Origin of the sequence: Paractinoplanes maris (assembly GCF_023544465.1) — a bacterium.
Lineage (GTDB): Bacteria > Actinomycetota > Actinomycetes > Mycobacteriales > Micromonosporaceae > Actinoplanes > Actinoplanes maris.
Map to the genome: position 1 here is coordinate 16,847 of NZ_JALPVL010000004.1, position 23,605 is coordinate 40,451.

The 23,605-nt window shown below is 72.2% G+C and carries 20 protein-coding genes; 7 read left to right on the forward strand and 13 right to left on the reverse strand.

Annotated elements, in window-relative coordinates; translation table 11 throughout:
- Positions 1 to 77: 77 nt before the first annotated feature.
- A complete protein-coding gene (locus NAG42_RS12205; RefSeq protein ID WP_250030348.1) occupies positions 78 to 1,082 on the reverse strand; it encodes a hypothetical protein in 1,005 nt (334 codons plus the stop codon).
- A gap of 192 nt (positions 1,083 to 1,274) precedes the next feature.
- Positions 1,275 to 2,171: a lipoyl synthase gene (lipA, locus tag NAG42_RS12210; RefSeq protein WP_221376308.1), complete on the reverse strand. Its 897-nt coding sequence runs from the start codon at positions 2,169 to 2,171 to the stop codon at positions 1,275 to 1,277.
- Between the two features lie 380 nt (positions 2,172 to 2,551).
- Here lipA and aspS point away from each other — a divergent pair, with 380 nt between their 5' ends.
- Genes aspS through NAG42_RS12225 form a run of 3 tightly spaced genes read left to right on the forward strand, consistent with a single transcriptional unit; the run spans position 2,552 to position 6,162 of the window.
- On the forward strand, positions 2,552 to 3,817 hold the full coding sequence (aspS, locus tag NAG42_RS12215; RefSeq protein ID WP_250030349.1) for an aspartate--tRNA(Asn) ligase: 1,266 nt from the start codon (positions 2,552 to 2,554) through the stop codon (positions 3,815 to 3,817).
- 4 nt (positions 3,818 to 3,821) lie between these two features.
- The gene (locus NAG42_RS12220) at positions 3,822 to 4,997 is read left to right on the forward strand and encodes an outer membrane protein assembly factor BamB family protein (protein WP_250030350.1); all 1,176 of its coding nucleotides are present in this window, start codon (positions 3,822 to 3,824) and stop codon (positions 4,995 to 4,997) included.
- Between the two features lie 31 nt (positions 4,998 to 5,028).
- The gene (locus NAG42_RS12225) at positions 5,029 to 6,162 is read left to right on the forward strand and encodes a PQQ-binding-like beta-propeller repeat protein (protein ID WP_250030351.1); all 1,134 of its coding nucleotides are present in this window, start codon (positions 5,029 to 5,031) and stop codon (positions 6,160 to 6,162) included.
- On the opposite strand, the gene NAG42_RS12230 is transcribed toward NAG42_RS12225, so the two are convergent.
- From NAG42_RS12230 to lpdA, 6 genes are all read right to left on the reverse strand, one after another.
- Positions 6,159 to 6,323, reverse strand: a complete 165-nt coding sequence (locus NAG42_RS12230) for a peptide ABC transporter substrate-binding protein (RefSeq protein WP_250030352.1) — start codon at positions 6,321 to 6,323, stop codon at positions 6,159 to 6,161. The two genes, NAG42_RS12225 and NAG42_RS12230, sit on opposite strands and share 4 nt — an antisense overlap.
- Positions 6,323 to 6,958: a lipoyl(octanoyl) transferase LipB gene (lipB, locus tag NAG42_RS12235; RefSeq protein ID WP_250030353.1), complete on the reverse strand. Its 636-nt coding sequence runs from the start codon at positions 6,956 to 6,958 to the stop codon at positions 6,323 to 6,325. Before lipB ends, NAG42_RS12230 begins: the two co-directional genes overlap by 1 nt.
- Before the next feature lie 22 nt (positions 6,959 to 6,980).
- Positions 6,981 to 8,837 carry a DUF6311 domain-containing protein gene (locus NAG42_RS12240; RefSeq protein ID WP_250030354.1) on the reverse strand — a complete coding sequence of 619 codons (1,857 nt, stop codon included), beginning with the start codon at positions 8,835 to 8,837 and terminating at the stop codon, positions 6,981 to 6,983.
- Positions 8,838 to 8,868: 31 nt separating this feature from the next.
- Entirely contained in the window at positions 8,869 to 9,777 is a 909-nt protein-coding gene (locus NAG42_RS12245) for a TIGR01777 family oxidoreductase (RefSeq protein ID WP_250030355.1), read from the reverse strand.
- Positions 9,778 to 9,862: 85 nt separating this feature from the next.
- Positions 9,863 to 11,707, reverse strand: a complete 1,845-nt coding sequence (gene sucB, locus NAG42_RS12250) for a 2-oxoglutarate dehydrogenase, E2 component, dihydrolipoamide succinyltransferase (protein WP_250030356.1) — start codon at positions 11,705 to 11,707, stop codon at positions 9,863 to 9,865.
- Positions 11,708 to 11,739: 32 nt separating this feature from the next.
- Positions 11,740 to 13,128 carry a dihydrolipoyl dehydrogenase gene (gene lpdA / locus NAG42_RS12255; protein WP_250030357.1) on the reverse strand — a complete coding sequence of 463 codons (1,389 nt, stop codon included), beginning with the start codon at positions 13,126 to 13,128 and terminating at the stop codon, positions 11,740 to 11,742.
- Between the two features lie 165 nt (positions 13,129 to 13,293).
- On the opposite strand from lpdA, the gene NAG42_RS12260 reads away from it, so the two are divergent.
- Positions 13,294 to 13,623 carry a hypothetical protein gene (locus NAG42_RS12260; RefSeq protein WP_250030358.1) on the forward strand — a complete coding sequence of 110 codons (330 nt, stop codon included), beginning with the start codon at positions 13,294 to 13,296 and terminating at the stop codon, positions 13,621 to 13,623.
- Between the two features lie 38 nt (positions 13,624 to 13,661).
- On the opposite strand, the gene NAG42_RS12265 is transcribed toward NAG42_RS12260, so the two are convergent.
- On the reverse strand, positions 13,662 to 15,197 hold the full coding sequence (locus tag NAG42_RS12265) for a leucyl aminopeptidase (RefSeq protein ID WP_250030359.1): 1,536 nt from the start codon (positions 15,195 to 15,197) through the stop codon (positions 13,662 to 13,664).
- Between the two features lie 139 nt (positions 15,198 to 15,336).
- On the opposite strand from NAG42_RS12265, the gene gcvT reads away from it, so the two are divergent.
- Positions 15,337 to 16,419 carry a glycine cleavage system aminomethyltransferase GcvT gene (gcvT, locus tag NAG42_RS12270; RefSeq protein WP_250030360.1) on the forward strand — a complete coding sequence of 361 codons (1,083 nt, stop codon included), beginning with the start codon at positions 15,337 to 15,339 and terminating at the stop codon, positions 16,417 to 16,419.
- A 135-nt stretch (positions 16,420 to 16,554) separates the two neighbouring features.
- Here the strand turns inward: gcvT and NAG42_RS12275 are convergent, their stop codons facing one another.
- Positions 16,555 to 17,295: an adenosylcobinamide-GDP ribazoletransferase gene (locus NAG42_RS12275; RefSeq protein WP_250030361.1), complete on the reverse strand. Its 741-nt coding sequence runs from the start codon at positions 17,293 to 17,295 to the stop codon at positions 16,555 to 16,557.
- Positions 17,292 to 19,187: a bifunctional adenosylcobinamide kinase/adenosylcobinamide-phosphate guanylyltransferase gene (locus NAG42_RS12280; RefSeq protein WP_250030362.1), complete on the reverse strand. Its 1,896-nt coding sequence runs from the start codon at positions 19,185 to 19,187 to the stop codon at positions 17,292 to 17,294. The genes NAG42_RS12275 and NAG42_RS12280 overlap by 4 nt, the downstream gene beginning before the upstream one ends.
- 80 nt (positions 19,188 to 19,267) lie before the next feature.
- Between NAG42_RS12280 and NAG42_RS12285 the strand changes: the two genes are divergently transcribed.
- Both NAG42_RS12285 and NAG42_RS12290 read left to right on the forward strand, forming a co-directional pair.
- A complete protein-coding gene (locus NAG42_RS12285) occupies positions 19,268 to 19,465 on the forward strand; it encodes a hypothetical protein (RefSeq protein ID WP_250030363.1) in 198 nt (65 codons plus the stop codon).
- Position 19,466: 1 nt separating this feature from the next.
- Positions 19,467 to 20,297, forward strand: coding sequence for a site-2 protease family protein (locus NAG42_RS12290; protein ID WP_250030364.1), 831 nt, complete (start codon positions 19,467 to 19,469; stop codon positions 20,295 to 20,297).
- Positions 20,298 to 20,319: 22 nt separating this feature from the next.
- Here the strand turns inward: NAG42_RS12290 and NAG42_RS12295 are convergent, their stop codons facing one another.
- A complete protein-coding gene (locus NAG42_RS12295; RefSeq protein ID WP_250030365.1) occupies positions 20,320 to 21,318 on the reverse strand; it encodes an aldo/keto reductase family protein in 999 nt (332 codons plus the stop codon).
- Between the two features lie 31 nt (positions 21,319 to 21,349).
- Entirely contained in the window at positions 21,350 to 23,587 is a 2,238-nt protein-coding gene (locus tag NAG42_RS12300; RefSeq protein ID WP_250030366.1) for a WG repeat-containing protein, read from the reverse strand.
- Between the last annotated feature and the right edge of the window lie 18 nt (positions 23,588 to 23,605).

Consider the following 23,605-nt stretch of genomic DNA (forward strand, 5'->3'; position numbering starts at 1 on the left):
CGCCGGCTCTGGATTCGTGGGTCCTGTGGCCGGACCGGAGCAACCTGATTACCTGTCGGTGCGGCCGGGAGGTGTGGCTATGAGGGGTCGCGGAGGGTGCGGATCACTCGGAACAGGAAGTAGCCGCCACCGCCGATGAGCAGGAGGCCGAAGGCTACGGCGAGCATGCTGCCGGTGTTCATGCCGGCGCGGGTGGCTTGGGCCTCGGTGGTGGCGGTGGGGGGCGGGGTCACGTAGTAGGCGGGGGCGTCGGCCTGGTCGGTGGTGGTGGTTGTCGTGGTGGGGGCGGCCGCCGGGGGAACCGAGGGCGGCGGCGCCGCGGCTGAGGGCTGGGCGGGGGCGGCCAACGCGGTGGTCGGTATCGGGGCCGGCGTGGTGGTGCAGCCTGCTGCGGGTGGGCGCCAGCTTCCGACGTACGTGGTGAAGGTGTTGTCTCTGATCGTCAGCGAACCGTTGGCGGGGCCCGGGACTGTGGCGGAGCGGCCGGGCGCCACGCGGGTCAGGCGGCCGTTGATCAGGAACGTGGCGCTGACGTTGGCGCCGGCAGCGTTGGTGAGGGTGGCCTGGTAGGTGCCGTCGCAGGCGCTGGTGAAGGTGACCTCGGGTGCGGGGGAGCAGTCGGCCGAGCCGCCGCGGTAGTGGGCCGGCGCGCCGGTGGAGCGGCTGCCGCTGGTGCCGAGCGTCTTGGCGCCGTAGGGGTTGTCGTCGCTGGTGACCTCGTCGAGCAGGCCGGTGCCGATGATCGCGGTGACCTGGGCATGGCAGGGCGGGACGACTACGTCGAGGGCGACGCTGCGGGACTTCGAGCTGATGGTCGCGCGGTCGGTGGCGTACGTGAACTGGCCCGCGTTCCCGGTGGGCGCGCCCGCCGTGTACGAGATCAGCCCGAACGACTGGGTCTGACCGGAGCAGAGCGGGCGTACGGCGGTGATCGTCGCCTTGCCGGAGGCCCCGCTGAAGGTGTGGCGGTAGGTCGCGGACGATGCGGACACGCAGGTCTCGGCGGCTGAGGCGGCGGCCGGGGCGGCGAAGGTCGTGGCCAGCGTCGCGGCTGAGGCCAGCAAGAACATGGAACGGCGCATTACCTGACCTCTCCGGCCGCGATCGGCCCTCGCCATCAAATCGGCTGATATATCCGACTTGCTGAGGTTAAGGCGGGCGGGAGCTGAGGCGGGCGGGACCAGGCTGGGCAGCCGGGGGCGGTTCGGGGCGGTTCGGGGCGGGAAAGACTGATGCCCCGGCCGTCAGGGCCGGGGCATCAGGAAAGGCTTGTGTCAGCCGCGGGCCTCGAGGGCCTGCTTGTAGAGCCGACCGGCGCGGTAGGAGGAGCGGACCAGCGGGCCGCTCATCACGCCGGCGAAGCCGATCTGCTCGGCCTCCTCGCGGAGCTCGACGAACTCCTCGGGCTTGACCCAGCGCTCGACCGGGTGGTGACGCGGGGTGGGCCGGAGGTACTGCGTGATGGTGATCAGCTCGCAGCCGGCGTTGTGCAGGTCGCGCAGCGCCTGGGAGATCTCGGCGCGCTCCTCGCCCATGCCCAGGATCAGGTTGCTCTTGGTCACCAGGTCGGCCGCGCGGGCCTGGGTGATGACGTCGAGCGAGCGCTCGTAGCGGAAGCCGGGGCGGATGCGCTTGAAGATGCGGGGCACGGTCTCGACGTTGTGCGCCAGCACCTCGGGCTGGGCGCCGAAGACCTCGGCCAGCTGCGCCGGCTCGGCGTTGAAGTCGGGGATCAGCAGCTCGACCCCGCAGCCGGGCTGCAACTTGTGGATCTGGCGGACGGTCTCGGCGTAGAGCCAGGCGCCGCCGTCGGGCAGGTCGTCGCGGGCGACGCCGGTGACCGTCGCGTATTTCAGGCCCATCGTCGCGACGGACTCACCGACGCGGCGCGGCTCGTCGGCGTCGAACTCGGCCGGCTTGCCGGTGTCGATCTGGCAGAAGTCACAGCGCCGGGTGCACTGGTCGCCGCCGATGAGGAAGGTGGCCTCGCGGTCTTCCCAGCACTCGTAGATGTTGGGACACCCGGCCTCCTGGCAGACCGTGTGCAGGCCTTCCTTCTGCACCAGGCCGCGCATCTGGGTGTATTCCGGGCCCATCTTGGCTTTGACCTTGATCCACGGAGGCTTCCGCTCGATGGGAGTTTCGGCGTTGCGCGCTTCGATGCGCAGCATGCGGCGGCCCTCGGGAGCAATAGTCACAGCCCCGAGATTACGCCTGCGGAGGCGTATGCCTAGACAGGGGCGACGTGGCTCACGTGACAGGGGGTGTGACGGCGCTCATATGAACCGGTTAAATTCTGTTTCGCGCTGTGGACGCCTGCTGTTAACGTCCGGCCTACGGCAGTGAGGGAACCGAGTAGCCCCCGTAACGCCGGCCGAGAGAGCCACCGATCGCTGGGAAGGTGGCCCGGGCGCCGGGGCGTGAAGACACTCCTGAGCCGCAGCAACACAAGAGGCGCCGCAAGGCGCGAAGGTGTGGTGGCACCGCGAGGATCCCGCTCGCCCACACCTCCCTGGGGCCGCGTTGCAGCTTTCCAAGGAGGTCACCTGCCATGCAACGCATCCTCTCCACCCAGCTCCGCGCGCACGTCGACGAGACCGTGACGATCGCCGGCTGGATCCATCGCCGCCGCCTGCTCAAGTCGGTGGCCTTCCTGATCGTCCGCGACGCCGAGGGGCTCAGCCAGGTCGTCGTGGCCGAGCCGGACACCCGGGCCCAGCTCGAGGAGCTCCCCGAGGAGAGCGTCGTCGAGGTGGTCGCCACGGTCACGCCCAACGAGCAGGCGCCCGGCGGTGTCGAGCTCACCGGGCCGAAGATCCGGGTGCTGTCCGCGGTCACCGGCCCGTTGCCCTTCGAGCTGCACCGTCCGGCGATCGGCGCGAGCCTGCCGACCCAGTTGGACCACGCGGCCCTGGCGTTGCGGCACCCGGCCCGGCGGTCGGCCCTGCGGGTCGCGGCGGCGGCCACCGCGGGCTTCCGGGCGGCGCTGAGCGAGCAGCGGTTCGTCGAGATCCAGACGCCCAAGATCGTCGCGTCGGCCACCGAGTCCGGGGCGAACGTGTTCGCGCTCGACTATTTCGGGCGCCCGGCCTATCTCGCGCAGTCCCCGCAGTTCTACAAACAGCTCATGGTCGGGGTCTTCGAGCGGGTCTTCGAGGTCGGGCCGGTCTTCCGGGCCGAGCCCAGCGACACCGTGCGGCATCTGGCGCAGTACACGTCGCTGGACGCCGAGATGGGCTTCATCGAGGACCATCGGGACGTGATGAAGGCCCTCACCCGCACCCTCACCGTGATGATGGCGACCATCACCGCCCGCGCCCGGCTCGCCACGCCGCGGGTGCCGTCCGAGATCCCGGCCGTGCACTTCGCCGAGGCTTTGCGGATCGCCGGGGCGCCGGCGGACGAGCCCGACCTGGCGCCGGCCCATGAGCGGGCGCTGGGGGAGTGGGCGCTGCGCGAGCACGGTTCCGACTTCGTCTACGTGACCGGTTACCCGATGCGCAAACGGCCGTTCTACACGCATCCGGACCCGGCCGACCCGGCGTACTCGAACGGTTTCGACCTGCTCTTCCGCGGGCTCGAGATCGTGACCGGCGGGCAGCGCCTGCACCGCTACGAGGACTATGTGGAGGCTCTCGGCCGGGCCGGTGAGCCGCTGGAGCCGTACGCGGGGTATCTCGATGGTTTCCGGTACGGGATGCCACCGCACGGCGGCTGGGCCATCGGCCTGGAGCGTCTGGTCGCCCGGCTGACCGGGACGGCCAACGTGCGCGAGGTGACTGCGTTTCCCCGGGACCTCAACCGGGTGGTCCCCTAGAGGCATGACGATCGACCTCGACGTCGCGCCCACCGGCACCCGCGCCGGTGGGCGGCGTACGCGGTTCGACCTGCTCGCTGTGGTGGCGTCGGTGCTCGTGCTGGTCGGGGCGTCGACGCCACCGACGTACGCCGGTGAGCTGGAGCCGGTGCTCGAGGGTGACGGCCGCAGCATCTCCGCCGGACTGGTCACCGGGTCGGCGATCTACACCCAGCACAGTCTGACCGTCGGCGGGGCGTCCGACATCTGGGCCCGTCCGCTGCGTCCGGGCGGCCCGGAATGGATCACCCAGGTGCGAGGTTCGGGGACGGGGCTGTGGCTCGACGCCTCGCAGACGGTGCTGGTCAGTGAGGCGGGCGACGCGGGCGAAACGACCTTCCTCGACGCGCGCACCGGCCGCGTGTTGTGGCGCACCGCCGAATACGCGACGGTGCGGGATCTCGGCTCGGGAGTGACCGACTGGCAGCAGGGCGGCCGTCTCCGGATCCGCGAGGTGGCCACGGGCCGGATCCGGTGGTCGGCTCCGGCCACGGCCTTCGCCGGCGACCCCGCGCACCGCTACGTGGTCACCTTCGACGAGCAGAACCGGGCGACCGTTCTCGCCGCCGCGGACGGCCGCGTGGTGACCGGGCCGCGGCGGCTCGGCGTCGAGTGGGGTCTCGACTTCCCGCCGCCGCTCGCCCCGGCCCGGGTCATCGGTGACCTTCTGGTGGTGTTCGGTGCGGCGTTCGTCGCCGCGTTCCGGATCGGCGACCTCACCCCGCGGTGGCGGACGACCACAGACCGGCCGTTCGAGCTGCGGGGATGCGGGGACCAGATCTGTGCCTTCTCCTCCGGCGGTCTGGCCGTGCTGGACCGCGGCACCGGAACCGTGCGCTGGACCAGCGCGCGGTGGCGCGGCCTCGCCCCCGACGGCGAGACCCTGCTGGACGAGGCCGGCCGGGCCGCGCGGGTCGATCTGGCCACCGGGCACGTCGATCGCGACCTGGGCGAGGGCAGCGTGGTGGGCGGGCTGTTGCTGGTCGAGGGCGACGGCGAGCGCACGCTGGTCCGCCGGGTCTCCGACGGCCGGGTGCTGGGCACCGTCGAGAGGGTGCCGCAGGGCGCGTGCGCCGCGGGCGGGGGTTTCCTCGCCTGCCGGACCTTCGACGCCCGGTTCCGGGTCTGGCGCCTGCCGTGACCGGGACGGCGGCGGCGTAGAGTCCGGGGCCGTGCTGATCGACCTCGACGTCGCTCCACCCGCGCCGGAGCGTCTGGCCCGGGCCCGGCGGCCGGGCCGATATGCGCTTCTCGCCGTGGCCGTGCTGGTCCTCGCGCTGATGACCGGGTCGTCGGCGCCGGGGCGCCTGGGCGGCGTCACCGAGGTGCTCAGCCTGCCCGCATCGGGCGTCTCCACCAGCCTGCTGACCGAGCAGGCGCTCTATCTCGTGCGGGCCGACGGCGGCGTCGAGGCGCACCCGCTGTGCCCCGGCTGTCCGTCGTGGACCTCCCGCGCGACCCCGGGTCAGCGGCTGACCGTGGCCGCCGGCGACACCCTGGTCATCGACGGCTCCGAGGCGGCGGTGGCCACCTTCCTCGACGCGCGGACGGGCGCGTTGCGCTGGCGGCTGCGCGACTCGCCGATCATCGACATCCTCGGGACACGGGTCCTGGGCTGGAGCCTGGACAACCACGAGCTGCACGTGCACGACCTGGGCACAGGCCGCAAGCTCTGGTCGCGGCCCGCGCCGGCCTACACGGGCGACGGGGCCTACGTCGCGATCCTCGACGGCCGGGGTGGCGCGAGCGTGGTCAGCGCGGCCGACGGGCACGAGGTGACCGCCCGCCGCGACCTCGGCCTGTCCCGGGTGGCCGGCCAGCTGCTGGGCGATCAGCTGATCGTCTTCGGCGCCGACTTCATCGCCGGCTTCCGGCGCGACGGGCTGCGCCGCGAATGGCTCACCCGCGGCATCGCGTCCTATCAGGTGAGCCGGTGCGGCGACGGGCTGCTCTGCGCGGTCGGCGTCGACGGACTGACCGTGCTCGACCCGGCCGACGGCTCGGTGCGCTGGACCGGGCCCAACTGGCGGGTCGTCCGGCCCGGGGGCGTGGTCGGCGAGGAGAGCGACCGGTGGGCGCAGGTCGACCTGGCGACCGGACGGGTGCTGCGCGAGCTCGGCCCGGCGGCCCCGATCGGCGGTCTGCGGCTCTCGCCCGAGCCCGGGCGGACAACCGTGATCGGGCTGGCCGACGGCCGGGTCCGGGGGACCCTGCCGCTGGTGCTCCCCGACGCGTGCGGCGCGGCCGGGCCGTACCTGGGCTGCGAGACGCCGGACGTGAACTACGTCGTCTGGCGCATGCCCTAGGAGAGCACCGCGATGGTCATGCCGATGACGATCGCCAACGGGATGATCGTCGTGCAGACGAGGATCGCCCAGGCGATGGGGTGGCCGAAGTTGAGCGACACCCCGCCGCCGCGTTTGGGCACGAAGACGCGCTTGTCGTCCGAATCCCGATAGAGAGCCATCAGAGCAGGGTAGTGAGGTGCTTCTCGACGACCGGCAGCACCTCGGCCACGGTCACGTCGCGGCCCAGCTCGGCCGACAGCGACGTCACGCCGGCATCGCGGATGCCGCACGGGGTGAAGCGGTCGAAGTTGGCCAGGTCGCAGTCGCAGTTGATGGCGAAGCCGTGCTGGGTGACGCCGCGGGCGACCCGGATGCCGATGGCGGCGATCTTGCGGTCGGGACCGCGCTCGTCGGCCAGGACCCACGCGCCGCTGCGGCCCTTGATCTCGCTGCGGGCCGCCGTGACACCGAACTCGGCGCACACGTCGATCAGCATCTGCTCGGTGCGGCGGACGTAGGCCACCACGTCGATCGGGTCGGCCAGGCGCAGGATCGGGTAGCCGACCAGCTGGCCCGGGCCGTGCCAGGTGATCTTGCCGCCGCGGTCGACCTCGACCACCGGGGTGCCGTCGATCGGCAGGTCGGCCGGCTCGGTGCGCTTGCCGGCGGTCAGGACGCTGGGGTGCTCGAGCAACAGGACCGTGTCGGGCTGGGTGCCGCCGGCCACGGCGTCGTGCAGGCGCCGCTGCTCGTCCCAGGCCTCGCGATAGTCGACCAGGCCGGGCCGCAGGACGGTGAGCGTGGAAGTTGTCACGCGCTCCACGGTAGTCCTCCGGTCAGCGGTCGACCGGATCCACTCCGGGACGGATGCGCCACACCAGCACGTCGTCGACGCGTTCGGGCGGCCCGAGCAGTTCGGTGGCGGTGATCTCGACCGCCGAGCGGAACAGCGGCCCCTCCGGACCGGTGATCTCGTCGGGCAGGAACAGCGCCTCGACACCCCAGCGCTGGAAGTCGGCCCGGGCCGTGGCACGGTCGGCGTTGTCCAGGTCGGCCAGGTAGCCATAGAGCGCGGCCCGCAGGAACAGCCAGTCGGTGGCTCGGGGGAGCGCGCCGATGCGGCCCTTGCCCTCGACCCCCTCGGCGTCGGGGCCGAGGAAGTATCCGTCCGGGATGCGGAACTCCCGCCCGGCGCGCGCCATCGTGTAGGCCTGCCACCGCTGCCCGTCGGCGGCCACGTTGATGGCGAACGGCAGCGCGCTGATCACGCCGCCGTCGGGGACATATTTCTCCCAGGTGCCGTCGGCGATGAACTGCGGCTCGGGCGACCGGTGCCGGTAGTGCAGGGGCAGCGGGAAGATCGGCAGCAGCGCGGCCACCAGCCCCACGGCGTACAGCGGCTTGGGGTTGCCCGCGCCCGGGCCCAGCATCCGATCCGTGGCCAGGGCCAGGATCACCCCGAAGACCCCGACCAGTACGAGGGCATAGCGGGCCGGCAGGGCGGAGTCGAACAGCGGCACGTGCTGCAACAGCGCGTACAGCAGGGGGATGTCGGTCTCGGTGCCGGCCACCCGCAGCCGGGGGCCGAGCGAGATCACGAAGAACAGCCCGCCGACGATCATGAGTGCCCGCAGGGTCGCCCGCTGCCGTTCGTCGGCGCGGCGCCACAGCATGACCAGGGACCAGGCGATCAGGACGAGCAGGGGCAGACCGAAGAAGCTCGTCTCCTCGGTCTTGTTGGCCGCGAGGTCGTTGTCGATCCCGGCCCAACCGGCCAGCGAGCGGTCGCTGAAGGCGAAGAAGGACAGCAGATCCTCGGAGTAGTGCCGCTGGTTGAAGCCGGTGCCCTTGAAGGTCTGCGGCCCGGCGAAATGCATGTAGAGCGGGTACGCCAGCAGTGCGCCGGCCACCACGGCGGTCAGGCCCAGCGCCGCCGCGAACCGGGGCAGCGCCGCCCGCGCCTCGGCCCGGTTGACCCGGGCCAGTGACCACGCGATGACGAAGACCCCGCCGGCCAGCGCGGTGAAGAAGAGTCCCTCGGCCGCGATCGAGAAGCCCAGGGCCAGCGTGCCGCCCAGGAGCAGGCCGTTGCGCAGCCAGTGATCGGTGTCGCGCATCTTGATCAACCGCCACAGTACGAGCGGCGCGATCCAGCCCGAGGTCCAGTTGAGGTGGCCGTTGGCGTGCGCGACGAAGCCGGGCGCGAAGCCGCAGAAGAACCCGGCCAGCGCGGCCGCCGCCCGGTTGCCGGTGATGAAGCGGCCGAGGAACAGATACCACGCGAAGGCGGAGCCGGCCAGGTTGAGCGTGAGGATGGTCAGGAACGTGACCTGCGGGCCGGCCAGCATCGTCAGCGGGGCGAACAGGATCGCGTAGACCGTGATCGAGGTGTTGGCGGCCAGGTTGACGCCGTCCGGCACGTTCAGTAGGTCAGTGAAGAACGGGTCGCCGCCGTGCTGCAGCAGATGCACCCCGTACGCCAGCACCCACTCGAAGAACGCCTGGTCTCCGACGTTGTCGGCGATGGCGTGCTGGAACGGGTCGCGCCACAGCCGGCTGACGATGTAGCCGCCCAGAGCCAGGGCCAGGGCGGCCACGAACAGGTGCGAGCGCCACCGCCGTGTCGCCCTCGGGGCGTCGGGGGGTGCCGGCTGGTCCGCGGAGGACGTGGAGGTGTTAACGGCGAGGGACATCGAGCGCAGGTTAGCAAGCCTGCGCTGCTGCTCAGCGCGACGGCGCCGCTTCGTGGCCGACGGCGGCCTGCATGGCGCCCTCGATCGTCGGGTAGGCCCACCGGAAGCCGGCTCGTTCCAGCACTGCCGGCACGACCCGCGCGCTCCGCAGGGACTCGCCGGCCAGCTCGCCCATGACCAGGTGCAGCGCCGGGCTGGGCACGCTCAGCAGGGCCGGGCGGTGCACGGCGGCGGCCAGGGCCTTGGTGAACTGGGCGTTGGTGATCTGCTCGCGGCCGACGATGTTGACCGGTCCCGAGATGTCCTCGCGCTCGAGCAGGAAGTCGGCCGCGCCGAGCCAGTCGGGCAGGCTGATCCACGGCATCCACTGCTTGCCGCCGCCCAGCTTGGCCCCGCCGCCCAGCTTGAACAGCGGCAGCAGCGGCTTGAGCAGGCTGTCGAGGGTCAGGCCGGTGCGGAGCAGGACGACCCGGGTGCCGGCGTCCTCGGCCGGGCGGGCGGCCGCCTCCCAGACGCGGCACAGGTCGGCCAGGAACGTGGTGCCGGCCGGGGCCTCCTCGGTGGCCGGGGTGTCGCCGGTCTCGCCGTACCAGCCGACGGCGGAGGCCTGCAGGAGCGTACGGGGGCGGTCGGCCTCGGGCAGCGTGCGGATGGCCCGGGCGATCGTGCCGGTGGTGTCGACCCGGCTCGAGCGGAGCTCGCTCTTGTAGCCGGCGGTCCACCGCTTGCCGCCGACGTTCGCCCCGGAGAGGTTGATCACCGTGTCGGCCGCGGCGACCACGTGCGGATCGAGCTGGCCCTGGGCGGGCTGCCAGGACGCCTCGTCGTCGCGCCGGGCGGGCCCGCGCACCAGCCGGGTCACCTCGTGGCCGTGGCCGCGCAGGCGCTCGACGAGGTTGCCGCCGAGGAAACCGGACGCGCCGGAGATCAGGATCCGCATGACCCCATCATGCCCCGAAGTGAACCTGTTCAAAACGAAGAAGCGCCCGGGGCGGGGCCCCGGGCGCTTCACGTCACATCGAAGATCAGGCGAGCCCGAGGTCACCCTCGAAGTGGCCGCCCTCGAGGCGCTCCTTGATGGTGACCAGGAAGCGGGCGGCGTCGGCGCCGTCCACGATCCGGTGGTCGTAGCTGAGCGCCAGGTAGACCATCGAGCGGGGCACGATGATCTCGCCCAGGTTGGGGTCGTCGATGACCACGGCCCGCTTGACCACCGCGCCGGTGCCGAGGATGCCGACCTGCGGCTGGTTGATGATCGGGGTGTCGAAGAGCGCGCCCCGGCTGCCCGTGTTGGTCAGCGTGAACGTGCCACCCGAGATCTCGTCCGGCCCGATCTTGTTGTTGCGGGTACGGTCGGCCACGTCGGCGATCCGCTTGGCCAGGCCGGCCAGGTTGAGGTCACCGGCGTCCTTGATGACCGGGACGATCAGGCCCTTCGGCGTGTCGACGGCCATGCCCAGGTGCTCGGCGTCGTGGTAGGTGACCGTGCCGGCCTCCTGGTCGATCGACGAGTTGACCACCGGGTGCTGGCGCAACGCCTCGACGGCGGCCAGCGCGAAGAACGGCAGGTAGCTGAGCTTGACGCCGTTCTTGGCGAGGAAGTCGGCCTTCGCCTTGTTCCGCAACTGGGCGATCTTGGTGACGTCGACCTCGACGACCGTGGTGAGCTGCGCCGAGACCTGCAGCGACTCGACCATGCGGCGGGCGATCGTGGCCCGGGTGCGGGTCAGCTTCTCGGTGCGGCCCCGCAGCGGGCTCGGCGCCGGCTTGGCCGCCGCGGGCTGCGCAGCCGCCGGTGCGGCCGGCTGCTGCTGGGGAGCGGGCGCCGCCTTGGCCGCCTCAGCCTTGTCGGCGGCGTCGATGACGTCCTGCTTGCGGATGCGGCCGCCGACACCGGTGCCGCTCAGCGCCGACAGGTCGACACCCTTCTCGCCGGCCAGCTTGCGCACCAGCGGGGTGACGTAGCCGGCGTCGCCGGCACCGTTGGGGCTGGCCGTCTCGACCCGCGGCTTCGACGGCGCGGGCGGCTCGGCCGCCCGCTCGGCCGCGACCGGGTCCTTGGCCGTCTCGGCCTCGGGCGACGGGTTGGCGTACGACTCGCCGGCCGGCGCGAGGTCCGGGGCCGGAGCCGACTCGATCTTCGGCGCCGGGGCCGGCTCGGGCTCGGGCTGGGGCTCGGGGGCCTGCTCCTGCTTCGGGGCGGGGGCCTGCTGCGGCGCGGGAGCCGGAGCTGCGCCCTCGGCCCCGACGATCGCCAGGTCGGCGCCGACGTCGGCCGTCTCGTCCTCCTGCACCTTGATCTCGAGCAGCGTGCCCGCGACCGGGGAGGGGATCTCGGTGTCGACCTTGTCGGTGGAGACCTCGAGCAGCGGCTCGTCGACCTCGACGGACTCGCCGACCTGCTTGAGCCAGCGGGTGACGGTGCCCTCGGTGACGCTCTCGCCGAGCGCCGGCATCTTGATCGCGGTGCCCTGGCCGCCACCGGTGGGGGCGGCGGTCTGCGGGGCCGGGGCCTCCTCCTCGACCGGCTTCTCGGTCGACGGGGTGGTCGGCGCGGCGGGCTCCGGCTCCGGCTCCGCCTGGGCCTGCTGCTGCTGGGCGGGGGCGGGCTCGGCCGAGCCGGCGTCCTCGCCGTCGCCCGCGATGACCGCGAGCTCGCTGCCGACGTCGGCCGTCTCGTCCTCGCCGACGACGATGCGCTGGAGCACACCGGCGGCCGGCGACGGGATCTCCGTGTCGACCTTGTCGGTCGAGACCTCGAGCAGCGGCTCGTCGGCCTCCACCCGCTCGCCCTCCTGCTTCAGCCAGCGAGTGACGGTGCCCTCGGTGACGCTCTCACCCAGCCGCGGCATGGTGACCGATACCGGCATGTCTCAGAACTCCTTGTCCGCTTCGGGGAAACTCAGCTGTGTGCGTGCAGAGGCTTGCCGGCCAGGGCCAGGAACGCCTCGCCGAGCGCCTCGTTCTGCGTCGGGTGGGCGTGGACCAGCTGGGCGACCTCCTCGGGGAAGGCCTCCCAGTTGTAGATCAACTGAGCCTCGCCGACCAGCTCGCTCATCCGCGCGCCCACCATGTGAACGCCCAGGACCGGGCCGTCGTTGAGGCGCACCAGCTTGATGAAGCCGGCCGTCTTGAGGATCTGGCTCTTGCCGTTGCCGCCGAGGTTGTAGTTGTAGGTGGACACCTTGTCGGCGCCGTACTGCTCCTTGGCCCGGGCCTCGGTCAGGCCCATCGACGCGACCTCGGGGTCGGAGTAGGTGACCCGCGGGATGCCCGCCTCGTCGATCGCCGCCGGGCGCAGGCCGGCGATCTCCTCGGCCACGAAGATGCCCTGCTGGAAGCCGCGGTGGGCCAGCTGCAGGCCGGGCACGATGTCGCCCACGGCATAGATGTTGCCGACGCCGGTGTGCAGGCGCTCGTTGGTGATCACGAAGCCGCGGTCGAGCGTGACGCCCTGCTCCTCGTAACCGAGGTTGGCCGTCGTCGGGCCGCGGCCGACCGCGACCAGCAGGATCTCGGCCTCGATGGTCTCGCCGCCGGCGATCGTCGCGCGCACGCCGTTATCGGTGTGCTCTACCTTCTCGAACGGCTTGCCGACCTTGAAGTTGATCTTGCGCTTGCGGAAGGCCCGCTCGACCTGCTTCGAGATGTCCTCGTCCTCGGCCGCGACCAGGCGCGGCAGGGCCTCGAGGATGGTGACGTCGGCGCCGAAGGACTTCCAGACGCTGGCGAACTCGACACCGATGACGCCGCCGCCGAGCACGATCACCGAGGACGGCACGCGGTCCAGCTTGAGGGCGTGCTCACTGGTCAGGACACGCCGGCCGTCGACCTCGAGGCCGGGCAGCGAGCGCGAATACGACCCGGTGGCCAGGATGATGTTGCGGCCGGTGTAGCGCTGGCCGTCGACCTCGACGGTGTCCTGGGCGACGAGCTTGCCGGCGCCGTTGACCACCGTGATCTTGTCCTGCTTGAGCAGGCCCTGCAGTCCCTTGTAGAGGCGCGCGACCACGCCGTCCTTGTAGGCGTTGACACCGCCCATGTCGATGCCGACCAGCTCGGCCTTGACGCCGAACTGCTCGCTCTCGCGGGTCTGCTCGGCGACCTCGGCCGCGTGCAGCAGCGCCTTGGTCGGGATGCAGCCGCGGTGCAGGCAGGTGCCGCCCAGCTCGGCCTTGTCGATCAGAGCGACGGAGAGGTTGAGCTCGGCCGCACGCAGGGCGGCCGCGTAGCCGCCGCTGCCGGCGCCGAGGATGACGATGTCGAAGGTTCCGCCGTTCGGCTGGCTCACGTTGACTCCAGTGTTCGCGTCGTTGCCATGCGGGTCACACAATGGAAACGGTCACAGTATGTCCAGGCCATCTTGTCACTTGGGCAACCGGTCGATGTAGTCAGGTTCCCCACGCGCGAGCGCGCTCGACGTACTCTTGCCGCAATTGAGCGTGAGGAGCGGGTAGTGGCCTGGTTTCGTCGCCGCCGGGAGCCGCAGCGCGCGGCCGGACGGCCGCTGGACCGCGCTGATCTTGAGTATCTCGCGGAGTTCGTGCGCAGCCGGCGTGGGGTCGAGGCCTTCATCGAGCCCCGCACGTCGGTGACCGAGACGACCGTGCTGCTGGTGGCCCACGACGGCGAGTGGACCCGCCGGCGCACCGAGACACCCGAGATCGCCCGGCAGTGGGCCCATCGGCTCAGCGTTCCCATCTATGACGTACGGCTGCTCGGCTATCCCCAGCGGATGCGCGATTACAACGAGCGCCAGAAGCGCCGCCCCGTCCAGGAAAACTGACACGGTTCCGGGCGCCGCGCGCCCGGAACCGGAAATAATCAGCCCAACTGGTCGATAACCGACAGTAAGGTACGAATCGGGACGCCCGTGCCACCCTTGCTCCAGTAGCCGGTCGGCTCGCCGGTGTGATAGCTCGGGCCGGCGATGTCGATGTGCGCCCACTCGACGCCCTCGGCCACGAACTCGCGCAGGAACACGCCGCCCTGCAGCATGTGCCCGGCCCGGTCGAGGTTCGAGTTGGTCTGGGAGATGTCGGCGATGTCGGATTCCATGCCCTTGCGCACCTCGTCCGGCAGCGGCATCGGCCAGGCCGGCTCGCCGACCTCGTCGCCCGCCACGCGCACCCGCTCGACCGCGTCGTCCGAGCCCATCAGGCCCGCGATCCGCTTGCCCAGCGCGATGACCTGGCCACCCGTCAGCGTCGAGGTCTCGAAGACGTAGTCGGTGCCGTCGGCGCAGGCGCGGGCGATCGCGTCGGCCAGCACCATCCGGCCCTCGGCGTCGGTGTTGTAGACCTCGGCCCGCTTGCCGTTGAACATCGTGATGACGTCGCCCGGCCGGTACGCCGTACCGGAGGGCATGTTCTCGGCCATCGCCAGGTAGGCGCTCACCGCGACGCGCGGCTTGAGCGCGGCCACCGCCAGCATGGTCGCGCCGACCGCGGCCGCGCCGGCCATGTCCGACTTCATCTCCCACATGCCCGCGGCCGGCTTGATGCTGATGCCGCCGGTGTCGAACGTGATGCCCTTGCCGACCAGCGCGACCCGCTTGGGCGACTCGACACCGTCCGGTACGTAACTCAGCTTGACCAGCCGGGGCGGCGCCTCGGAACCCTGGCCGACCGCCACGATGCCGCCGTAGCCGCCCGCCTTGAGCTGCTCGAAGTCGAGCACCTCGACCTCGAGGCCGGTGCCCTCGACCGCGGCCACCACGGCGTCGGCGAACTGCGGCGGGCGCAGCAGGTTGGGCGGGGTGTTGACCCAGTCGCGGGTCAGCCGGACCGCGCGGGCGACCACCTCGGCCCGGGTCACCTCGGCCGCGGCCGCGGCGTCGCCGGCGTCGGGCACGTGCACCTGCACAGCGGCCACCGGGTCGCGGCGGTTGGGCTGCGGCTTGGTCTTGTAACCGGCGAACTTGTACTGCCCGAGCAGCGCGCCCTCGAGGATCGCGCGCAGCACCGACGGCGCGTCCTCGTCGTCGGGCAGCGGCAGCGCGAGCGCGACCGTCCCGCTGCCGGCCAGGGCGCGCACGGCGGCGCCGGTGCCGCGGCGCAGGGTCTCGAGCTTGGGCGCCGAACCCGACGGCTCGTCACCGAGGCCGACCGCGACCACCAGCGGCGCCGAGATCGTGCCGAGGGTGGCCAGCTTGGTCACCTCACCGGGGGCGCCGCTCGCGCCGAGGAGCGCCAGCGTCGAGGTCAGCTTGCCCTCGAACGCGGCGGCGATGCTCTCGGCACCGGCCGCCGGAAGCAGGGCGCCGCCCTCGTCGGGCTGGCTGTGCAGGCCGATGACGATGGCGTCGACGGCCAGTTCGGCCGGGTCGGTGTCGACCAGGCTGAGGTTGGGCTGGGTCACTCGGGCACTCCGCGGGACGTGAAGAGCCAGGCGCCTCATGGGCCGCACCGGCTGGTTCGGTGGCCCCGGCGCGGTGACGCCGGGGAGGGGGTTCCCCGCGACTCTAACCAAGCGCAAGGTCACGGGTAAGTTGACTCTCATGTCTGCCGCCGCTCTTTCCCACTCGCCACTGCACGAGCGCCATGTCGCGCTGGGTGCGAAGTTCGCCGCCTTCGGCGGCTGGGAGATGCCCTTGGAGTACGCCGGTGGGGGCGTCCTGAAGGAGCACACGGCAGTGCGGGAGGCGTCCGGCGTGTTCGACGTCTCGCATCTCGGCAAGGCCCGCGTCCGGGGAGCCGGCGCGGCCGCCTTCGTCAACGCGTGCCTGACCAACGACCTGGGCCGCATCGCCCCCGGCCAGGCGCAATACACGCTCTGCGCCGACGAGGGCGGCGGCGTGGTCGACGACCTGATCGCCTACCTGATCTCCGACGACGAGGTCTTCCTGATCCCCAACGCGGCGAACACGGCCGAGGTCGTCCGCCGGCTGGCCGCCGCCGCCCCCGAGGGCGTGACCGTCACCGACGAGCACCACGACTGGGCCGTGCTGGCCGTGCAGGGCCCGCAGTCGGGTGAGGTGCTGGCCAAGCTCGGCCTGCCCGTCGAGCACGACTACATGTCGTTCTCGGCCGTCGGCGACCGGATCGTGTGCCGCACCGGCTACACCGGCGAGCTCGGTTACGAGCTGGTCGTGCCGTGGTCCTCGGCCACCGAGATGTGGGACGCGCTGATCGAGGCCGGGGTGCGGCCGTGCGGCCTGGGCGCCCGCGACACGCTGCGCACCGAGATGGGCTACCCGCTGCACGGCCAGGAGCTGACCCTCGACATCTCCCCGGTGCAGGCCCGCTCGGGCTGGGCGGTCGGCTGGGGCAAGCCCGCCTTCTGGGGCCGCGACGCGCTGGTGGCCGAGAAGGCCGCCGGCCCGCGCCGCACCCTGCGCGGCCTGGAGCTGACCGGGCGCGGCATTCCGCGGGGTCACATGCCCGTGTACGCCGGTGGGCAGCTCATCGGCGAGACGACCAGCGGCACGTTCTCACCCACCCGCAAGATCGGCATCGCCCTGGCCCTGCTCGACACGACGGCCGCCGTCACCGACGGCGACCTGGTCGAGATCGACATCCGCGGCCGCCGCGCCGAGGCCCGCGTGGTGAAGCCGCCGTTCGTGCGGACCTCCGTTCGCTGAAACTGTCACCCCCTTCACGCCCCGCGCCCTGTGGACAACCGGTTCACCGGGCCGCGAACGGCGTAGTTTGGGCCCGCCCCCTGGTCGGGCGGGGTGGGCTGGTTGGTCGGCTTCAGCAAGGACAGGCCGGCCCGGTCAGTGGAAGGACAGGCCGACCAGGGCGACCGTGGTGACCACCTCGACGGCTGCGCCCAGCACGTCACCGGTGATGCCGCCGAACCGCCGTACGGCATGGCGCACCAGCGCGACCACCGCCAGCAGCGACAGGGCGACGGCGACCGGCCCCTGCCACAGCCGGTCCGGGGTCGCGGCCGCCGCCGCGCCCACGACGAGCACAGCGCCCGCCAGGGCCACCGGCACCGGCACCGTGCCCGCCACGAGCGCACCCAGCCCCTCGGGCCGCGCCGCGGGCACCCCCCGGCGGCAGGTCAGCGGGATCGCCGTCCGCCCCGCCGCGAAGGCGACCACCACGGCGGCGAACGGCAGGACCATCAGGGCCGACGCCTGCACCAGCAGCGTGAGCGCGATCGCGGCCACACCGAACGGCCCGATGTCCGGCTTCTTCATGATCTCGAGGGCGGCGTCGCCCCGGCGGTAGGAGCCCAGCGCGTCGATCGTGTCGGCCAGCCCGTCGAGGTGCATCCCCCGGGTCAGCAGGGCCGCCGCGACGACCGTGACCGCCGCCGCGACCAGGGCCGGCGCGTGCGCCTCACGCAGCAGCCACAGCAGCCCGCCCAGCAGCGCACCGAGCAGGACGCCGACCAGCGGGGCCACGCTCATCGCCACCGCCGCCACGGCGCGGTCGATCCGGCCCGCGCGGACTGGCAGGACCGTCAGCGTGGTGACCGAGAGCCGGACCCCCGCGCCGAAGCTCACTGAGGTGACGTGCTCGCGGGGCCCGGCCCGTCCGGCTCCGGCTCGGCGAAGTCGATGTCGGCGTCGTCGTTCGCCACCACATCGTCGGCCACCATGTCGGCCGGCTTGTGGGATCCGGTTCCAGCTCCCAGCGCCGGGTGCACGCCCACCGAGGCCGCCAGCCCGATCGCCGTGCGCAGCAGCGGCAGCGCGGCCAGGGCGTTGGCCCCCTCACCCAGACCGAGGCCCAGATCGAGTACGGGGTTCAGCCCGAGCACATCACCACCCTGGCGCACCATCTCGAGGTCGCCCGCGTCGGCCAGCAGCGTCCAGTGCCGGATCTGGCCACCCAGGTCGCGGGCGATCAGCCCGGCCGCGATGCCGACCGGCCCGTCGAGCACCACCGGCAGCCGCCGGGCGGCCGCGCCGAGCAGCACCCCGGTGGCCACGGCCAGGTCCGGCCCGCCCAGCTCGCGCAGGATGTCCTTGGCGCCGCGCGGCTCGCGGCGGATCCGGTGCAACGCGTCCCGGACGGCGGCGGCCCGCGACATCCACGACTCGTCGTCGAAGACACCGCCCGGCAGCAGCACCCGGGGCAGCACGGCGACGGCCTCGGCGCCGGTGGTGGCGGCCGAGACGGCCGCGGCGACCGCGTCGGTGCCGACCCCGATCGAGGCGAGGACGAGCAGGTCCTTGCCCGCCTCGGCGGCCGCGTCGGCCAGCAGCCAGCCCTGCTGAAGGGCGCGCTCCACGTCCTCGAGGGAGGCGGCGGCCATGTCCTCCATGGCGTACGACTCGGTGGTGCGCAGGATGGCGATGTCGGCGCCGGCCGTGCCGGCCAGGCGGCTCAGCACACCCTCGCCGTTCTCGACCTGGGCGACCCGGCGCTCGACGTCCTCGGGGTCGTCACCGGCCGCGGCGTCGCCGAGATGGCGGCCCGAGATCAGCAGGACGCGCGGGGCCGACCAGGGCTGCGGGGTGACCGTGCCCTGGGTGGCGGCGGCGAAGGCGACGGCGTCGGCCAGCCGGCCCAGACCGGCGCCGGGGAAGTCGACGGTGGCCAGGCGGTCCAGGGCGTCGGGGCCGGCGTCGCTGTCGGGCATGGGGAGGTCCATGCCGGGCTCGAAGACGACGGAGGACGCCACCAGCGGCAGGACCATCGTCGGCTCGTCGATCACGCCGGGGGTGCGGGGCGCGGGCGCTTCCTCGACGGCGGCCGGGACGAGCACGGGAGTCTCCGGCCGCTCAGCCGGGCTGGGCACCGCACGCGCGGCGGCGGCCGGGCTCGGCATCGCGCGCGCGGCGGCGGCCGCCGGGCTGGGCACCGCGCCGGATTCCGGCGTAGACAAATCCGAAATGTCGGACTCAGCCGATCCTTTCAGCCACACCGGCCGACCGGCGACGACCAGCGCCACCCGGTCACAGGCATCGGCGAGCGCCTGATTCGTCGTCCCCAGCGCGTCGGCGAACGCCCGCCCGACCGGCGTGACCGGCACCAGCGACAACCCGACCTCGGGACTCACCAGCACCACCCGGGCCGTGCACGAGCGCACCGCGGCGGCCAGCGCCGCCACGTCGGCCACGTCGTCGTTGGGCTGGCGGGCCGGGTCGAGCAGCGCCGCCACCCAGCCGCCGAGGTCGTCGACGATCAGCGTGTCGTCGGGTTTCGCCTCGGTCAGCAGCTCGGTCAGCCGGGCCGGGTCGGCCCCGGTCTCCTCGGTCGACCACGACTGCGGGCGGCGCCGCTGATGCTCCTCGATGCGCGCCAGCCACTCCGGGTCGTCCTCACCGCCGATCGCGGTCGCCACGTAGCGCACCGCAGAGGCGCCGGCCACCAGGGACTCGGCGAACGCGGACTTGCCGGACCGGATCCCGCCGAGCACCAGGACCGTGTGCCACCGATCATCGGACATGCCCCGTACCTTAAGGCCGGGCCGCACGGCGGGACGCCGTAGGGTGGAAGACACCGACCGAGGACGTGAGGGGGCGGCGCATGCCGTGGAGTTGGCGGTACGAGAACGTCGACGGTCAGCCGGTGGCTGGTCCACCGGAGACGTTCAGCAGCCAGGCTGACGCCGAGTCGTGGATCGGCCAGGAGTGGCGAGGGCTCGCCGAGGCCGGCGTGGCCAAGGTCGTCCTGGTCGAGGACGACCGGGTCGAATACCCGATGAGCCTGTTGCCGGCGGAGTGACGTGACGTACGACGAGCCGGTCCACACCAGCACGCCGCGCCACGCGTTCGTGCCCAGCCCCGTCTTCGTGGGCATCGTCGCGGTCTTCGTGGTCAGCGGCTGGATGACGTGGGCCGGCTTCGGCAACGTGCGGGTCGACGTCTTCCTGTTCATCGTCGCGGGCTGGCTGGTCTCGCTGTGCCTGCACGAGTACGCACACGCGCTGATCGGCTACTTCTCGGGCGACCACACCGTGGCCGAGCGTGGCTACCTGAAATTGAACCCGCTGAAATACACCAGCCCGCTGCTGTCGATCGTGCTGCCGGTGGTGGTCGTGATCCTGGGTGGCATCGGCTTGCCCGGTGGCGCCGTCTGGGTCGACCACCGTTACATCCGCAGCCGCGCCAAGGACTCGCTGATCAGTGCGGCGGGCCCGCTCACCAACCTGATCCTGGCGCTGGTGCTGGCGTTCCCGTTCCTGATCGGGGTGGGGCCGACGCTCGACCTGGTCGGCGGTCAGTTCGTGGCCGGCGGCTCGGGCGACCACCTGGAGTTCTGGGCGGCCCTCGCCGCGCTGGCGTTCCTGCAGGTGACGGCGACGATCCTCAACCTGCTGCCGATCCCCGGCCTGGACGGCGGCAGCATCCTGGCACCGTGGATGAGCCCGGCCTACCAGCGCGCGTGGAACCTTTTCGCGCCGTACGGCTTCATCCTGCTCTTCCTGCTGCTCTGGCAGACCCGGGTCGGCGACTACTTCTACGACCTGGTCTTCTGGATCACCGACAAGCTCGGCCTCTCCGAGGTCCTGATCCAGGTCGGCCTGGAGTTGATGCGCTTCTGGTCCGGCAGTTGAGCCGGACCAGAAGCGTCACCGGTCAGGGCCGGCGAGCCGGGCTCTGAGTCTTGGCGGGGTCGCGCTCGGCGACCCCGTCGAGGGCGGCGTCGATCGCCTTCATCAGGTCGGCGTCGAGCTTCTTGCCCGAGGCCGCGGCGTTGTCGCGCACCTGCTCGGGGCGCGACGCGCCGACGATGGCGGCCGACACGTTGTCGTTCTGCAGCACCCAGGCCACGGCCAGCTGGCCCATGGTCAGCCCGGCCTGGTCGGCCAGCGGCTTGAGCTGCGCCACCGCCTCCAGCACCTCGTCGCGCATGAGCCGCGAGATGAAGTCGGCGCCCGACTTCTCGTCGGTGGCCCGCGACCCGGCCGGCGGCTGCTTGCCCACCTCGTACTTGCCGGTGAGCACGCCCTGCGCGATCGGTGAGAAGACCACCTGGCCGATCCCCAGCTCGATCGAGGCCGGGACGACCTCGGCCTCGATGACCCGCCACAGGGCCGAGTACTGCGGCTGGTTGGAGACGAACGGGATCTTCAGGTCCTGGGCCATCTCCCACCCGGCGCGGATCTCGGAGGCGGTCCACTCCGAGACGCCGATGTAGAGGGCCTTGCCCGAGCGCACCACGTCGGCGAACGCCTGCATGGTCTCCTCGAGCGGGGTCGAGTAGTCGTAGCGGTGAGCCTGGTAGAGGTCCACGTAGTCGGTCTGCAACCGGCTCAGCGACCCGTTGATCGACTCCATGATGTGCTTGCGGGACAGGCTGCGGTCGTTCGGGCCCGGACCCGTCGGCCAGAACACCTTGGTGAAGATCTCCAAGCCGGCGCGGCGCTCGCCCTTCAGCGCCCGGCCCAGCACCTCCTCGGCGCGGCCACCGGCATAGGCGTCGGCGGTGTCGAAGGTGGTGATGCCCACGTCGAGGGCGGCTCGTACGCACGCGACGGCGGCCTCCTCCTCGACCTGGGAGCCGTGGGTGATCCAGTTGCCGTAGGCGATCTCGCTGATCAGCAGGCCGGAACGGCCGAGGTGACGAAACTCCATGCCTCGACACTATGCCCCGGGCGGCGATCGCTCAGAGGACGGGTCGGTTGTCCTTGATCAACTTGTCGATCTCGTCGAGCACGTCCGCCCGTTCCCGGTACTTCAGCTCCACGAGCGGCTCACCCCTGCGGTCGAGAGCGCCCCACAACCCGAACTTGTCGGCCACCAGGAACGCGGCCGGGTGGATCAGCAGGGCCGCGTGCACCGGCGGCACCAGCAGCTGCCCGGTCCGGTCGACCACCCCGTACACCTCGCCCGCGTCGACCACCGCGAGCCCCTCCTCGGTGAAACCGTCCACCGGCTCGCCGGAGGCCAGCATCGTCGCGAACGCGTGATAGTGCGGTTGCACGACGATCCGGGTGTGCTCGTCGACCACACCCCAGCCGCCGCGCCGCACGAGGGCCAGCCCGTTGTGGAACGGACGCGCGTCCTCGAACCCGCCCGGCACGATCACCCGGTTCTGCTTGTCGACGGCATGCCAGCCGCCGGCGTCGTCACGCGACACCCAGGCCAGCCCCTCGGCGAACCGCCCGGCCGCGCGATAGCCGGACGACGCGTCGATCAGCAGAGCACCCGACTCGTCGATCAGCTCCCAGGCCGGTGCCTCGGGCCGGCGCACCCAGGCCACCCCGTCCGCGAACGGCTGCGCCTGAGCGAACCGCGCCGGCAGCAGATCGGGATAGCCGAACAACCCGGAGCTCTCGTCCCGCAGCGGCCGAGCCGGTTTCGGCCGGCCGAGAATCTCGTCGGCGCTCCGCGGATAGGGCCCCCACCCGTCCGAAGCCCGCCCGGTGATCGTGTCGAGAGCCAGCTCGATCCGCTCGACCAGGTCGGGGTCGGCGCCCTTGCGCAGGTCGAGGGCCCCTTCCAGGTGGTTCACGGCCTCCAGGTATCGCCCCTGCTCGAACGCCGACCGCCCGGCCAGCTCACGGATCTCGGCCCGCAGCCGCGCGGGCAGCTCCGCCGAGTCCGCCTCCGCATAGACCCGGTCGGCCGCGGCATAGTCCCCCCGCCACTGCAACACGTGCGCCAGCCGCGCCCGGACGGTCGCGGTGCGAGCCAGGTCCCCGGCCGCCTCGGCGTGCACGAGCGCCGCGTTCGCGTCCTCCAGAGCCGGATCGAGATCCCTGAGCAGCCGCGACGCGACCGCCCGCAAACTCAGCAGCCGGGCCCGGTCGGCGTCCCGCTCGGCGTACTCCAGCTTGTCGGTCAGCCGGTCGATGACCACCCACATCGGCTCGTCGTCCTCGATCTGCTCCCGCAACGTCCGCGGATCGAAGGTGACCGGATAGGCGGCCAGGATCTGCTCGGGGTCGGTGCGCCGGTTGCGCGGGTCGGCCCGCTGCTCCCGCTGCTGCCGGATCGGTTGCGCTTCTTTCTCGTACGAGGGTGAGTCGCCCCCCACCGAGCCGGTGCTCCCACCGGACCCGCCCCCGCCGTCACCGGCATCCGCACTTTCATCGCGGGCAGCGCCGTGCCCACCATCCGCGCCACCGTCCCGCGTCCCGTCCTCGACGTCACCCTCAACCGGCGCGACATCGCTCTCAGCCGGGGCAGCGACGTCTGCTTCACGGGCTTCGGCCGTGGCAGCGATGTCGGCGGGCTCATCCGCGGCGTCGGCTTCAGCGTCACGCGTTCCGGCCGGGCTGGTGACAGCTGCGGGCCGGTCCACGGGGTTGGCTTCGGCTTCACGGGCTTCGGCCGGGGTGGCGGCGGCCGCAGGCTGGTCCACGGGGTCGGCTTCGGCTTCATGGGCCTCGGCCGGAGTGGTGACGGCTGGGGGCTGGTTTGCGGGGTCGGCTTCGGTGTCACGGGCTTCGGCCGGGGTAGTGACGGCGGCGGGCTCGTCCACGGCGTCAGCCCCCAGCCCGTCAGCGGGAGCAACGACGTATGCGGGTCTTTCCCCGGCGATCGGCTCCAGGCCTTCGGCCGTCACGGCGTCGGGAGTGCTCCCCTCGATCGTCGGCTCAGAGTCCTCGACGATTTCCGCGTCCTGCTCCCAGTCGACCTTCTTGATGCCCTCCTGGGAGGGCGCGAGCGGTCCGGCGGTGAGAGCGTGCGGAGCCGAAGGAGCCTCGAGCTCGGCCACGGGGTCCTCGATGAGTTCGGCGTCCACGATGTCGTCCTCGTCGAACGCACCGCCCGCCGGCACGATCACCGGCTCGAACTCGATCAGCTCGACCTCGATCGCGTCATCGTCCCCGTAACCGAAATCGGCACCGTCAGAAGAAACCCGCCCATCAGGTCCGTAGCCGTCGTCGCCGCTCACCGGCATCTCACCTGGGCC

Coding starts and splice junctions, on each gene's coding strand:
- NAG42_RS12205 (WP_250030348.1), bottom strand. CDS start 1,082: ATGCGCCGTTCCATGTTCTTGCTGGCCTCAGCCGCGACGCTGGCCACG.
- lipA (WP_221376308.1), bottom strand. CDS start 2,171: ATGCTGCGCATCGAAGCGCGCAACGCCGAAACTCCCATCGAGCGGAAG.
- aspS (WP_250030349.1), top strand. CDS start 2,552: ATGCAACGCATCCTCTCCACCCAGCTCCGCGCGCACGTCGACGAGACC.
- NAG42_RS12220 (WP_250030350.1), top strand. CDS start 3,822: ATGACGATCGACCTCGACGTCGCGCCCACCGGCACCCGCGCCGGTGGG.
- NAG42_RS12230 (WP_250030352.1), bottom strand. CDS start 6,323: ATGGCTCTCTATCGGGATTCGGACGACAAGCGCGTCTTCGTGCCCAAA.
- NAG42_RS12240 (WP_250030354.1), bottom strand. CDS start 8,837: ATGTCCCTCGCCGTTAACACCTCCACGTCCTCCGCGGACCAGCCGGCA.
- NAG42_RS12245 (WP_250030355.1), bottom strand. CDS start 9,777: ATGCGGATCCTGATCTCCGGCGCGTCCGGTTTCCTCGGCGGCAACCTC.
- sucB (WP_250030356.1), bottom strand. CDS start 11,707: ATGCCGGTATCGGTCACCATGCCGCGGCTGGGTGAGAGCGTCACCGAG.
- gcvT (WP_250030360.1), top strand. CDS start 15,337: ATGTCTGCCGCCGCTCTTTCCCACTCGCCACTGCACGAGCGCCATGTC.
- NAG42_RS12280 (WP_250030362.1), bottom strand. CDS start 19,187: ATGTCCGATGATCGGTGGCACACGGTCCTGGTGCTCGGCGGGATCCGG.
- NAG42_RS12285 (WP_250030363.1), top strand. CDS start 19,268: ATGCCGTGGAGTTGGCGGTACGAGAACGTCGACGGTCAGCCGGTGGCT.
- NAG42_RS12295 (WP_250030365.1), bottom strand. CDS start 21,318: ATGGAGTTTCGTCACCTCGGCCGTTCCGGCCTGCTGATCAGCGAGATC.